Source organism: Sphingomonas kyeonggiensis, assembly GCF_014204495.1.
Classification (GTDB): Bacteria; Pseudomonadota; Alphaproteobacteria; order Sphingomonadales; family Sphingomonadaceae; genus Sphingomonas; species Sphingomonas kyeonggiensis_A.
In genome coordinates, this window is sequence record NZ_JACHLN010000003.1 from 931,533 (window position 1) to 943,052 (window position 11,520).

At 67.0% G+C, this 11,520-nt stretch carries 13 protein-coding genes and 1 tRNA gene; 7 read left to right on the forward strand and 7 right to left on the reverse strand.

Translation table 11 applies throughout. The annotated features are described in order from the left end of the window. Positions 1-7 precede the first annotated feature (7 nt). A complete protein-coding gene (locus tag HNP52_RS18510) occupies positions 8-433 on the forward strand; it encodes an OsmC family protein (protein ID WP_184169077.1) in 426 nt (141 codons plus the stop codon). A gap of 1,121 nt (positions 434-1,554) precedes the next feature. On the opposite strand, the gene HNP52_RS18515 is transcribed toward HNP52_RS18510, so the two are convergent. After that, on the reverse strand, positions 1,555-1,992 hold the full coding sequence (locus HNP52_RS18515) for a cupin domain-containing protein (RefSeq protein ID WP_184169078.1): 438 nt from the start codon (positions 1,990-1,992) through the stop codon (positions 1,555-1,557). A gap of 106 nt (positions 1,993-2,098) precedes the next feature. Here HNP52_RS18515 and HNP52_RS18520 point away from each other — a divergent pair, with 106 nt between their 5' ends. The 5 genes from HNP52_RS18520 to HNP52_RS18540 all read left to right on the forward strand — a co-directional run bounded on the left by HNP52_RS18520 (position 2,099) and on the right by HNP52_RS18540 (position 5,397). Continuing rightward, on the forward strand, positions 2,099-2,458 hold the full coding sequence (locus tag HNP52_RS18520; RefSeq protein WP_184169079.1) for a glycine zipper 2TM domain-containing protein: 360 nt from the start codon (positions 2,099-2,101) through the stop codon (positions 2,456-2,458). Positions 2,459-2,559: 101 nt separating this feature from the next. Then, positions 2,560-3,735, forward strand: a complete 1,176-nt coding sequence (locus tag HNP52_RS18525; RefSeq protein WP_184169080.1) for a glycosyltransferase — start codon at positions 2,560-2,562, stop codon at positions 3,733-3,735. Positions 3,736-3,797: 62 nt separating this feature from the next. Beyond that, positions 3,798-3,956 carry a hypothetical protein gene (locus HNP52_RS18530; RefSeq protein ID WP_184169081.1) on the forward strand — a complete coding sequence of 53 codons (159 nt, stop codon included), beginning with the start codon at positions 3,798-3,800 and terminating at the stop codon, positions 3,954-3,956. A 77-nt stretch (positions 3,957-4,033) separates the two neighbouring features. Then, positions 4,034-4,729 (forward strand): hypothetical protein, encoded by a 696-nt coding sequence (locus HNP52_RS18535; protein WP_184169082.1) that lies wholly within the window; start codon positions 4,034-4,036, stop codon positions 4,727-4,729. Between the two features lie 41 nt (positions 4,730-4,770). Beyond that, on the forward strand, positions 4,771-5,397 hold the full coding sequence (locus tag HNP52_RS18540; RefSeq protein ID WP_184169083.1) for a TMEM175 family protein: 627 nt from the start codon (positions 4,771-4,773) through the stop codon (positions 5,395-5,397). Between the two features lie 3 nt (positions 5,398-5,400). On the opposite strand, the gene HNP52_RS18545 is transcribed toward HNP52_RS18540, so the two are convergent. From HNP52_RS18545 to yajC, 5 genes are all read right to left on the reverse strand, one after another. Beyond that, positions 5,401-6,519, reverse strand: a complete 1,119-nt coding sequence (locus HNP52_RS18545) for a DUF3089 domain-containing protein (protein ID WP_221416487.1) — start codon at positions 6,517-6,519, stop codon at positions 5,401-5,403. Positions 6,520-6,657: 138 nt separating this feature from the next. Further along, positions 6,658-7,029: an Mth938-like domain-containing protein gene (locus tag HNP52_RS18550; protein ID WP_184169084.1), complete on the reverse strand. Its 372-nt coding sequence runs from the start codon at positions 7,027-7,029 to the stop codon at positions 6,658-6,660. A gap of 4 nt (positions 7,030-7,033) precedes the next feature. Further along, positions 7,034-7,984, reverse strand: a complete 951-nt coding sequence (gene secF, locus HNP52_RS18555) for a protein translocase subunit SecF (RefSeq protein WP_184169085.1) — start codon at positions 7,982-7,984, stop codon at positions 7,034-7,036. Positions 7,985-7,998: 14 nt separating this feature from the next. After that, positions 7,999-9,591, reverse strand: a complete 1,593-nt coding sequence (gene secD / locus HNP52_RS18560; protein WP_184169086.1) for a protein translocase subunit SecD — start codon at positions 9,589-9,591, stop codon at positions 7,999-8,001. Further along, positions 9,591-9,932: a preprotein translocase subunit YajC gene (gene yajC / locus HNP52_RS18565; protein WP_184169087.1), complete on the reverse strand. Its 342-nt coding sequence runs from the start codon at positions 9,930-9,932 to the stop codon at positions 9,591-9,593. Before yajC ends, secD begins: the two co-directional genes overlap by 1 nt. A 144-nt stretch (positions 9,933-10,076) precedes the next feature. Between yajC and HNP52_RS18570 the strand changes: the two genes are divergently transcribed. Further along, positions 10,077-10,153: transfer RNA gene (locus HNP52_RS18570), tRNA-Pro, on the forward strand. A gap of 26 nt (positions 10,154-10,179) precedes the next feature. Here the strand turns inward: HNP52_RS18570 and HNP52_RS18575 are convergent. Further along, positions 10,180-11,520: a hypothetical protein gene (locus HNP52_RS18575; RefSeq protein ID WP_184169088.1), complete on the reverse strand. Its 1,341-nt coding sequence runs from the start codon at positions 11,518-11,520 to the stop codon at positions 10,180-10,182.

Genomic DNA, 11,520 nt, shown 5'->3' on the forward strand with positions numbered 1-11,520 from the left:
CGAGAAGATGACGACCCGTACCGCGACTGCCCGCTACGAAGGCTTCGGCAAGGAAGGCAAGGGCCACATCACCACCCAGTCCGGGGTGCTGACCGACCAGTTCTACGGCTTCAACACCCGTTTCGGCGATGAACCCGGCACCAATCCGGAAGAGCTCGTCGCCGCTGCCCATGCCGGCTGCTTCACCATGGCGCTCAGCTTCGCCCTGGCCCGGGCCGGGTTCAGCGAAGGCTCGCTGGAGACCAGCGCCGCCGTGAAGCTCGAACAGGATGGCGACGGCTTCACCATCACCCGCTCGGACCTGACGCTCAAGGCCAGCGTCCCGGGCCTGGCCCAGGAACAGTTCGAGGCCCTGGCCGCCGGCGCCCATGCCAATTGCCCGGTCTCCAAGCTGCTCAAGGCCGAGAGCAAGCTCGACGCTACCCTGGTCTGATCGGGCTGCTTGCAATGTAGGATTTCGGCTGCTCCACCATGGCGGTGGAGCAGCCGGTCCGATCTCATTCCCTGGGCTTTTGCGCGACGCGGACGCGACGTCGGCGTGCCGATAGCTGTTCCCCGGCGAAAGCCGGGGGCCAGGGTTTCTCTGCCGCATCGCTTGTGACTCTGGATCCCGGCTTTAGCCGGGGAACGGGTAAACAATGGGAGCGCAGCGCCAGCCGCGCGCAAATCCCAGATCGGCGCCCATCCCCAAACGCAAAAGGGGCCCGGCATTGCTGCCAGGCCCCGTGTCGCCGGACTGCTGCCGTGGACCCGGACGGATCTTCGGCATGGTTTCGGCGGCTCCTCGGCCCGCGCCGGCAAGGGCAAGCGAGCTTCGGTCCGGTCGTCGAGGCTGGCCGTTCTCCACGCATCCCGAAGGAAGCGCTGCGGTTACCAGCCTCGGCGGCCCGCTTCGTTTCTCCGGCCGGGACCGGAAATCGGAAGCAATGTTCGGATGCTGTTGCTCCGCTCGATCCGCTCCGTCCTTCCACCCTGCTTGCGCAGGACTTCCGGCTGGCCAAATCTCCCGGCGGTCCGTTCCTTCGTTCCCGGATCCGGCCGCTTGCGCGCCCATCTCCGCGAACCAGGGTTCCGCACCCTTTCCGTCTCGCCCGTCCGCATCGGGCCATGCTTGCGCACCGCCTTCCGCTTCCGCTCCGGAGCCCATTTGCATGGACCCGTCACTCGCACTTCCACCAGCACTTGCGTGCCACTTTCCGTGCTCGCCTCCAGCCACACTTGCGTGCCGCTCTCGGCTTCCACGTCGTATCCTGCTTGCGCAACATACTCCGTTTCCCGGTCGATCCGGGCTCCGGCGTCCCTCAGGGTCTCGGCAGCGCCTGGGCGGCACTTCGATCCTGCAACTTTCCGGGGCTTCGCATCCCCGAACCGTTCCCGAATGCGGTTTCCCGAAGGCACCAGCACCGTTTCCGATCCGTGTAAGCTTCTGATCTTGCTTTGGTTTCCCGCCGCCGGACTGTTCCGCTTACAGTTATGATGGTGTCATCGAACCCGAGTCGCGCAAAGTGGAAAACAGGCCTGCAGACTTGTGCAAACTGTGGATAACGTGGACAACTAGGTAATAATATTGCGCGGAGACCAGTTGGGAGGGGCCAATTCGAACCCGGCGAAATCGAAGCCCGGCACGACGATGCAGCTCACCAGCGCCCATCCATGCGGCGCTTCGGTCGCCTGCCAGCGACTCGCCGGGACCAGGCACTGGGGCGCATAGCCTTGGATGGGGTCACCGCCAAGTCGGGTCGTCACCGGATTTTCATCGGCGGCGTCGGCGATGTGGAGATCGAGCGGGCTGCCGGCGTGCCACAGCCACCATTCCTCGGCGTCGACCCGGTGCCAGTGCGAGCGCTGCCCCTGCTCGAGCAGGAAATGGATGGCGGTGCCCCTGGATCGACCATCGCTGCCGGGCGCGGCCCGCCAGGTCTCGCGGTACCAGCCCCCTTCGGGATGCGGCATCAAACCGAGCTTTTCGATGATCGCCTTGGCGGGATCCATTGCCTTCCTTTCCGATGAACGGCACGTAGTTTTGCGTTCATGAAACCTGATCTGGATCAGGAACGTTACGTTGCCGGTTTATCCATAAGTGCAGCAGGAGTGAGACATGCGTAAACTGATTCTGGCGCTCGGCGCCTTTGCCGTGGCGGTGCCCACGGCCAGTGTCCTTCCCATCGCGGCCAACGCCGCACCGGCCGCCAAGGCCGGCATCGGCAGCGACTTCGCGCCGCAGCAGCGCTATCGCAAGCGCTATGCCTATCGCGAGTGGCAGGGCCGTGACGGCAAGCGCTATTGCCGCAAGCCCGACGGCACCACCGGCCTGGTGGTCGGCGGCGTGGCCGGCGCGCTGGTCGGCCGCACCATCGATACCCGTGGTGACCGTACCGTCGGCACGCTGCTCGGCGCCGCCGCCGGTGCCGTCGCCGGCCGCGAGATCGAGCGGAGCGGCAGCCGCAAGTGCCGCTAAGCTCCGTATGGAGCGGATGACGGCCCGCCCGGCGCATGCGCCGGGCGGGCCGTTTCCTATGGGAACCGGCCTGTTAACTCCTGTCTGCTAGAACGGGAGCCATGCTCCGCGTACTTGTCCTCTCCACGCTCTTTCCCGATGCGTCGCGTCCGAATTTCGGCATCTTCGTCGAGCGGCAGACGCTGTCGCTGGCCGAGCGGAGCGATGTCGAAGTCCGTGTCGTCGCGCCGCGTGGCCTACCGCCCGGCCCGCTGGCCTGGCTCGGCCGCTATGCCCGCCTCGCCGCCCAGCCGGCCCGGGAGCAGTGGAAGGGGCTGACGGTCGACCGTCCCCGCTTCCTCAACCTGCCCGGCACCGGCGGCCGCTTCCACGCCCGTGCCATGGCCGCCGCGCTGACGCCGCTGCTGCGGGAGATCCGCAAGGACTTCCCCTTCGACGTGATCTCGGCCGAATTCTTCTTCCCCGACGGCCCCGCCGCCATCCTGCTCGGCCGCCGCTTCCATGTGCCGGTGTCGATCAAGGCGCGCGGATCGGACATGCATGACTGGGGCCGCCGCCCCGGTATCGGCAAGCAGGTCATCGCCGCCGGCCAGGCAGCGGACGGCGTGCTCTCGGTCAGCGAAGCGATGCGCGACGACATGATTGCCATGGGGGTGCCGGGAGAGAAGATCGAGACGATCACCACCGGCGTGGACCTGACCCGCTTCACCCCCCGCGACCGCGCCGAGGCCAAGGCGGCGCTGGGCGTCTCCGGTCCCCTCGTCCTCTCGGTCGGCGCACTGATCCCGATCAAGGGGCACGACATCGTCATCGACGCCGTCGCCACCCTGCCCGACGTCACCCTGTGGATCGCCGGCGAAGGCGGCGACCGCAAGCGGCTAGAGGCGCAGGTCGAGCGGCTGGGCCTGGGCGACCGGGTGAAGCTGCTCGGCTCGGTCCCGCCGGACCGCGTCGCCGCTGCGCTCGCCGCCGCCGATGCGATGGCCCTTGCCTCGGAGCGCGAGGGCCTGGCCAATGCCTGGCTCGAGGCGCTGGCGAGCGGCACGCCCGTCGTCATCCCCGATGTGGGGGGCGCCCGCCAGGTCGTGACCAGCCCGGTCGCCGGCCGGATCGTCGCACGCACCCCCGCCGCCTTCGCCAGCGCGCTGGGCGCGTTGATCGCCGCCCCGCCGCATGCCGCGGACACCCGCGCCATCGCCGCGCCCTTCACCTGGGCCGCCAACAGTGCCCGCCTCCACGCCTTTCTCCGTCGCCTCGCAGACCAACGCGTCGCCTAGCGAGGGAACCGCCTTGCCGTGCCCACCGTTCGTGCCCGGGGCATGACGGAGAGAGAAAGACGATGAACCCCTTTCGTACCCTGCCCGAGCCTGCCGCCGATGCGCCGCCGCTCGTCTATTATATCCTGCCGCCCGAACAGGATGCCGAGGCCCCGATCGGCCCCGGCGACCTGGAGATCGAATTCGAGTTCGAAGCCGATTCGGACGCCGACGACGAATGAGCCATTTCCGCGTTGACTAGCCCGCGCCGCTCCCTGACATTCATGACAGTCAAGTTACCAGCGGCGGAGACCGAGTGATGGCGGGCAAGAAGGACAAGAAGGCCGGCGAGACCAAGCCGGAGAAGAAGGGCTTTCTCCCGAAGAGCATCGCCGGGATGAAATTGCCCAAGGAACTGCGCAAGCAGCTCGATGCGCTCGCGAAGCACCCCGTGGTGAACGACCTGCTCGCCGCGGGCCTGGTGGCGCTCGCCGCCAAGCTCAAGCCGAGTGAGAAGGCCGAGCCGGCAGCGGAAGCCGCTCCGGCGCCAGCGCCTGAACCGGTCGCTGCGCCCGCGCCGGCAACCGCAGCGGCCAAGCCGGTGGCGAAACGCGTGCGCAAGCCGGCGAGCACCGCCGCGAAGCCCGCTGCCAAGGCTCCCGCGAAGACCGAGGCCAAACCTGCCGAAAAGGCACCCGCCAAGGCCCCGGCAAAACCGGCCACCGCCAAGCCGGCAGCGACGAAGGCCCCGGCCAAGTCCGCAGCGCCCAAGCCGGCCGCCAAGGCTGCGACGGCCAAGGCACCCGCCGCCAAGCCCGAAACGAAGCCTGCGGCGACCAAGGCCGCAGCCAAGCCCAAGACTGCAGCGGCTAAGCCCGCAGCTGCCCCCGCTGCCGCGGAGGCGGAAAAGCCCGCGCCCAAGCCGCGCAAGCCCGCCGCCGCCAAGGCACCGGCTGCCACCCCGCGCGCCACGACGCGCCGCACCAAGTCGACATCGCCCAAGACGACGCGCTGATCGGCTGCTAGGGCACGCGCCGGATCAAACAGGGGGTAATGATGGAAGACAAGCCGCACGCCGCGGGGCCGGCGCACGGGCTGGAGCGCATGGCGTTCTTTTCAGACGCCGTGTTCGCGATCGCGATCACGCTGCTGGTGATCGAGATCCATGTGCCGCATATCGAGGCACCCTATACCGACGAGGCGTTCCTCAAAGGGCTGGCCAAGCTCACCCCCAGTTTCATCGGCTTCCTGGTCTCCTTCTTCGCGATCGGCCTGTTCTGGATCGGGCATCACCGCGCCTTCGCCTGTGCGCGGCACTGGAGCCCGAAGCTGTTCGCGCCCAATCTCTTCCTGCTCTGCTCGATCGCGGCGATGCCCTTCTTTACCGCCTTCTCCTCCGAATATTATGGCCACCGCGTGCCGGCCGCCTTTTATTGCGGCTGGATGGTGGTGATCTCGATCTTCAACATCCTGGTCCAGCGCATCCTCACTGCCCCGCCGGTGATCGACGAGCACCTGCCCGCCGAGCAGCCGCGGATGATCCGCCAGCGCGGGCTGGCCGCGCTGCTCGGCTCGCTGACCGCCTTCGTCACCAGCCTGTTCGTGCCGCCGCTCGGCCAGGTCGCGCTGATCACCATCCCGCTCTGGCGGCTGCTGATCGCCCGGCTGGCGCCGTCGCGCTGAGGTTCAGCGCTGCTTCGCCCAGGCGCGATATTGCCGGGCGCTGAGATCGACCAGATCGCCCTGCATCAGGTTCATGTCGATCAGATGCAGGCCCCAGTCCTTGAGGATGGTAGCGCCCAGCTTCACATCGCCCTGGATCGTATCGGTGCGTGGATCATTGGGATCGGCATTCACCGTCACCGCCAGATAGTTGAACCCGTCCCTGCTGACGCATTCGGCGGATAGCAGGCCGGGCACGCTGACGAACGGCGTCGTCACCGGCGGGCCGTCCTTGCTCCACGCCTCGGCCGCCCCCTGCACCATCATGTTGCCGCCGGCGTTGAGATAGGCATGCGCCACCGCCTTGCCGCCACCCAGCGCCGCCGGGTTGGTGCAGCCGGCCTCGACGCCCGGCCGATCGCCCTTGCCGAAGCGCGTGTTGGGCGGTGGCGGGGAATCGGCGCGGAAGCTCGCATAAGTGACCACGCAGCCCGCCTGGTCGGCGCTGCGGCACAGCGGGACGGTCGGAAACACGCCGCCGACCGTCTTGCCGATCGGCACCGGCACCGAGCTGCCGATCAGCATCGCCGACACCAGTTGTTTCTGCGCCGGCTTGCCGTCGATCGCAGTGGCGACCAGTCGGGTGAGGATCAGCGAGCCCTGGCTGTGCCCGATCAGCACGACGCCGCGGCCCTTGTTGTCATGGGCCATGTAATCGTCCCAGGCCGCCTTCACGTCGTTGAACGCGAGCTCCCGGTCGATGGCAGGCTGACCGCCCCCGATGAGGTTGCGCAACGCCGTGAGCGTCACCTGGCGATAGACCGGAGCGAACACCCGGCAATTGGCCCCGAACCGGGCCGCCTGGAACTGCGCGACCCGCTTCTCCTCAGGCCCCGGCACCAGGTCGCTGTTCGGCGTCGCATCCACCGAGATGGTCGGGTAGACGTAGAAACAGTCGAACTTCGGGGCCTTTGCCGGCTTGAGCGGCTCGAGCGTGCGCTTGCCGTCGGCGGCGACCACGGTGGCGGAGAGATCGGCGGTGCACGCATCCTGGCGCCCGGGGCGGCAGAGCCAGTTGGCCTCATTGCGATAGTCGGGCGTATCCGACCCGGCAGCCATCGCCAGCGCAAGCGCGAGAATCATGCGTGCATCCTCCCCTGTTTGGAGGGAGCTTACCCATGCCTCCGCACCTTCGTCACCCTGAACTTGTTTCAGGGTCCAAGGTCGGGCGGATATCGCCCGTCGCACATTGAATGCTGAAACAAGTCCAGCATGACAGCGTCAATCCAGCGGGTAGAGCGCCCCGGCGATCCAGCGCAGCTCGGCGCGCAGAACGCCCCAAGCGCGGGCGGCGGCGCGGCTGTCCATCGCCTCCACGCCGATGCCCTTCACAGCCAGCGCCTCGGTCAGCGCACGCGGCGGGCGAACCAGCGACTTGCCCGTGCCCAGCACCAGGAATTCCGGCTTGGGATCGAGCCCGAGCACCGGCGCCAGATCGGCTTCGGTCAGTTCGGCGATCGGTGGCGGCGTCCAGCCATCGGCGCGCTCGGGGGTAATCAGCAGGCCCTCGTACACGCCTTCGTCGACGCGGAACCCGCGCCCGGAGAAGCCGGAGATCACCGGCCCCTCCGCGCTGGCGCGCTTCACTTCCATCCGTTTAGCCGACGCGCTCTGCGCCGCTCGCGGCGTTCGGCTTTTCCTCGCGCGGGCCGGGCTTGAGGCCCAGCGTGATCAGCAGCGACGAGGAGACATAGATCGACGAATAGGTGCCGACGACGATGCCCAGCATCATCGCCGCAGTGAAGCCGCGCAGCACCTCACCGCCGAAGATCAGCAGCGACGCGAGCGCGAGCATGATCGTCAACGAGGTCATCACGGTACGCGGCAGCGTCTCGTTCACCGAAAGGTCGATGAGCTCGCTCATCCCCATCTTGCGGTACTTGCGCATGTTCTCGCGGATACGGTCGTCGATCACCATCTTGTCGTTGATCGAGTAGCCGATGATCGTCAGCACCGCCGCGACGATGTTCAGGTCGAACACCAGCTGGGTCAGCGCGAAGAAGCCCAGCGTCATCAGCACGTCGTGGATGATCGCCACCGCGGTCGAGATGCCGAACTGCCACTCGTAGCGGAACCACGAGAAGATCGCGATGCCGACGATCGCCAGCAGCACGGCCAGGATGCCGTTCTGCACCAGCTCGCCCGAGACCTTGCCCGACACGGTGGAGTAGTTGGTGAACTCGGCGCCGAACTTGCTCTTCAGTGCGGCCTTCACCGCTTCCACCATGGTGTTCGTCGCCGCCGGATCGCTCGATTCCGGCACCGGCAGGCGCACGGTCACCGTCGTCTTGTCGCCCAGCTGCTGGAGCGCGGCCTCACCGAAGCCGAGGTGGTTCACCGTCGAGCGCACCTGGTCGAGGTGCGGCTCGCTGGGGAACTTCTCCTCGATCGACACGCCGCCGACAAAGTCGACGCCCATGTTGAGGCCGTGGATCCCGACCAGTGCAACCGCCGCGACCGTAAGGAACGCGGTGATGGCAAAGGCGATATGGCGGACGCGAACGAACCCGATGTTCGTGTTGTCTGGGATGATCTTGAGGAGCCGCATGGCGCGTCGCTTCCTTAAATGTTGATTTCGGTCGGCCGATTACGGCGCAACCAGATCGTGACAAGCATGCGGGTGAACACGACAGCGGTGAACACCGAAGTCGCGATGCCGATCAGCAGCACGACCGCGAAGCCGCGCACCGGGCCGGAGCCCAGGATCATCATGATGACACCGGCGATGGCGTGCGTCACGTTAGCCTCGAAGATCGTGCGGCTGGCTTCCTTGTAGCCCAGTTCGATCGACTGGGTCACCGTCCGCCCGCGCCGCCGCTCTTCGCGGATGCGCTCGTTGATCAGCACGTTGGCGTCCACCGCCGTACCGATGGTCAGCACGAAGCCGGCGATGCCGGGCAGCGTCAGCGTCGCGTTGAGCAGACCCATCACGGCCAGGATGACCAGCACGTTGATGACCACTGCCAGCGTCGCATAGATGCCGAAGCGGCCATAGGTGAGGATCATGAAGGCGATCACGGCGATGACCGCGATGATCGAGGCGGTGATGCCGGCACGGATCGAGTCGGCGCCGAGCTCGGGGCTCACCGTCGATTCCTGCACGACCTTGAGCTTCACCGGCAGCTTGCCCGAACGCAGCGCGATCGCGAGCTGGTTGGCGCTCTCCACGGTGAAGCCGCCATTGATCACGGCGCTGCCGCCGAGGATCGGCTCGTTGATGTTCGGCGCCGAGATCACGACGCCGTCGATGATGATCGCGAACGGCTTGCCGCTATTCTCCTGCGTCACCTTGGCGAAGCGCTTCGAGCCTGCGCCGTTGAGCTGCAGCGTGACGCCCGGGGCGCCGGTCTGCTGGTCATAGGTCTGCTTGGCGTCGACGAGCATGTCGCCACTGATCATCACCTGCCGCTGCACGGCGACCTTGGCGCCGTTCTGATAGGGCAGGATCACATCGCCGGCGGGTGCTTCGCCACGCTGCACGGCGTTCTGGTCGGCGTTGACGTCGACCAGGCGGAACTCAAGCACCGCGGTCTGGCCGATCAGCGCCTTGAGCGCGGTCGGATCCTGCAGGCCGGGGACCTGCACGACGATACGGTTGCTGCCTTCGCGCACCACGGTAGGCTCGACCGTGCCCAGCGCGTTGATGCGGTTCTCGATCACTTCGCGGGCATCGCCCATCGCGGTGTCGATCGCTTCCTTGATCCCCGCGTCGGTCGGCGTCAGCACGAACTGCGACGAGTTGACCACGGCGACGTCCCACTGGCGCTGGCCGGTGGTGCCGACACCGGTGCCGGTGATCGCAAGCAGCTTCTCGCGCGCCGCGTCCACCTTGGACGGGTCGCGCACCATGAAGCTGACCTTGCCGCCCTGCACCGAGATGTCGCCGATGTCGACCTTGGGGTCCTTGCGCATCTCGGCGCGGACCTGATCCTGCATCTGCGTCAGCTTGGCCTGGCGCACGTCATCGGTGTTCGCCTCGAACAGCAGGAAGCTGCCGCCGGCCAGGTCGAGGCCGAGGTTGATCGCGGGCTTGGGCACCCAGCTCGGCCAATGGTCGCGCGCGCTCTTCGGGAAGAAGCTCGGCACCGACAGCGCGATCATGATCGCGATGCCGGTGAGGATCGTGATGATCTTCCAGCGGGGAAAGTCGAGCATCAGTCGTTCGCGGGCTTGGCGCCACCGGCGGGCATCACGCTGGTGAGCGTGGCCTTGATCGCGCGGACCTTCACGTTCGGGGCGAGTTCGATCTCGACCTCGGTCTCGTCGACCTTGGTGACCTTGCCGACAAGACCGCCACCGGTGACGACCTGGTCGCCCTTCTTCACGGCGTTCACTGCGTTCTGAAGATCCTTCATCCGCTTCTGCTGCGGGCGAATCATCAGGAAGTAAAAGGCGACGAAAATGAGGACGAGCGGCGCGAGTCCGAGGATTCCGCCCATCGGGTTGGCTTGTCCTGCCGCGCCTGCGGCCTGTGCATGTGCTGGCGTGATGAGCATGGGATCCTGATTATAGCTATCGTGGGCGGTGGAATCCGCCTCCGTTCAAGCGCGGCGCGCTAACATGCGGCACAGGTCGGCGCAACTATTGTCGCCAATGGCTTGCATCCCGCGCCGGACCGGCCTAGAGGCCCCAACCTCGGTCGGGGCGTAGCGCAGCCTGGTAGCGCATCACACTGGGGGTGTGGGGGTCGCAGGTTCGAATCCTGTCGCCCCGACCATTACAACAAAATCGCCGGATACGCCCTCAGGGCCAGGCAAGGCGCAGCGGCGCCGGCCGCGGCATCGCCGCCGTCCGCGCCGCGTAGATCGTGTAGCCGCACAGCACCCCGTACAGCGCCAGTCCCTCCACCTGCCAGAACGGCATCGTCGCCATATTGAGCAGGAAGAAGGCGAAATGCGCCGCGACCAGCTTGAAGCGCTCGCCCCGCGCCGAGATCGCCGCCGCGAACATCGTCACCCATAGCCCGAGCATCGCCGCCACGCCGAACCAGCCCAGGTCGTAGAGCGTGCCGACCAGCGTGTTGTGCGGATAGACCTTGAACAGCCCCACCCAGCTTTCCGGCCCGAAGCCGATCAGATGCTGGAGCGGCGTGCCGTCCGCCCAGGCATAGATATAGCTGCTCCAGATCAGCGGGCGGGCCGACATCACCTGGCGCTCGAGATAGTCGAAGTCGCGCGGCGGCTTGATGAGGGCGGTGGGATCCGAAAGGAACGCCCCCAGATCGGCGAACTTGGCGCTGTAGAGCAGCACCGCCACCGACACGAGCAGGAAGCCCGCCACCGCCGCTGTCACCGCCATCGGCGCGCGTTGGTCGCGTCGCACGCTCAGGGTCAGCCCGCTGAGGAAGGTCGCCAATGCGAGCGGAGCCAGCGCGAGGATCGTGGTGCGGTACCCCGCCAGCACGATGCCGATCAGGATCGCCAGCAGGAAGCCGAATCGCACCGCCCTGGGCGCCGATTTGGCGAAGGCGCCGACCAGGAAGCCGGTCATCAGCGCGACCGAGAAGGCCGCCTCGTGGTTGTAGCCGCCGATCCAGACCAGCCCGTCGCCATCCTCGGACCCCTTGGGCAGGTGAAGCACCACCGACAGTGCCTGGAAGACGAGCAGCGGCAGGAAGGATATCATCGCCCAGCTCAGGAACCGCGCCTCGGGATCGATGCGCAACGCCTGGAACACCGCGATTGCGATCACGATCAGATAGGCATATTTGACGCCGGCATTGATCCCGCCCGCCGGATCGCCGTTCAGCACGGCGCTCAGCAAGGCCAGCACCACCAGCAGATAGACCGGCAACAGCCATTTGAGCGCGAGATTGGCCGGCCGCACCACGAACAGCAGCCCGAACGCGGTCACACCGATCGAAAGCAGCGCATTGCCCGAAAGCCCCGCCGCCAGCGGCTTGAACATGTAGAGGTGATAGGCGCCGGCGATGTAGCGCAGCCATAGCGCCACCACGACGAACGCGCCGGCCATGCTGCCGGCCCGCCGCGCGCCAATGACCAGAGGCACCAGCAGCAGCGCCGTGACCGGCAACAGGATACCGAGCCCGAAGGCGGGGCCGTAGGGGAGGGATTCGGTGTTCAC

Coding starts and splice junctions, on each gene's coding strand:
- HNP52_RS18510 (WP_184169077.1), top strand. CDS start 8: ATGACGACCCGTACCGCGACTGCCCGCTACGAAGGCTTCGGCAAGGAA.
- HNP52_RS18525 (WP_184169080.1), top strand. CDS start 2,560: ATGCTCCGCGTACTTGTCCTCTCCACGCTCTTTCCCGATGCGTCGCGT.
- HNP52_RS18520 (WP_184169079.1), top strand. CDS start 2,099: ATGCGTAAACTGATTCTGGCGCTCGGCGCCTTTGCCGTGGCGGTGCCC.
- HNP52_RS18550 (WP_184169084.1), bottom strand. CDS start 7,029: ATGGAAGTGAAGCGCGCCAGCGCGGAGGGGCCGGTGATCTCCGGCTTC.
- HNP52_RS18515 (WP_184169078.1), bottom strand. CDS start 1,992: ATGGATCCCGCCAAGGCGATCATCGAAAAGCTCGGTTTGATGCCGCAT.
- HNP52_RS18545 (WP_221416487.1), bottom strand. CDS start 6,519: ATGATTCTCGCGCTTGCGCTGGCGATGGCTGCCGGGTCGGATACGCCC.
- yajC (WP_184169087.1), bottom strand. CDS start 9,932: ATGCTCATCACGCCAGCACATGCACAGGCCGCAGGCGCGGCAGGACAA.
- HNP52_RS18535 (WP_184169082.1), top strand. CDS start 4,034: ATGGCGGGCAAGAAGGACAAGAAGGCCGGCGAGACCAAGCCGGAGAAG.
- secD (WP_184169086.1), bottom strand. CDS start 9,591: ATGCTCGACTTTCCCCGCTGGAAGATCATCACGATCCTCACCGGCATC.
- HNP52_RS18540 (WP_184169083.1), top strand. CDS start 4,771: ATGGAAGACAAGCCGCACGCCGCGGGGCCGGCGCACGGGCTGGAGCGC.
- HNP52_RS18530 (WP_184169081.1), top strand. CDS start 3,798: ATGAACCCCTTTCGTACCCTGCCCGAGCCTGCCGCCGATGCGCCGCCG.
- secF (WP_184169085.1), bottom strand. CDS start 7,984: ATGCGGCTCCTCAAGATCATCCCAGACAACACGAACATCGGGTTCGTT.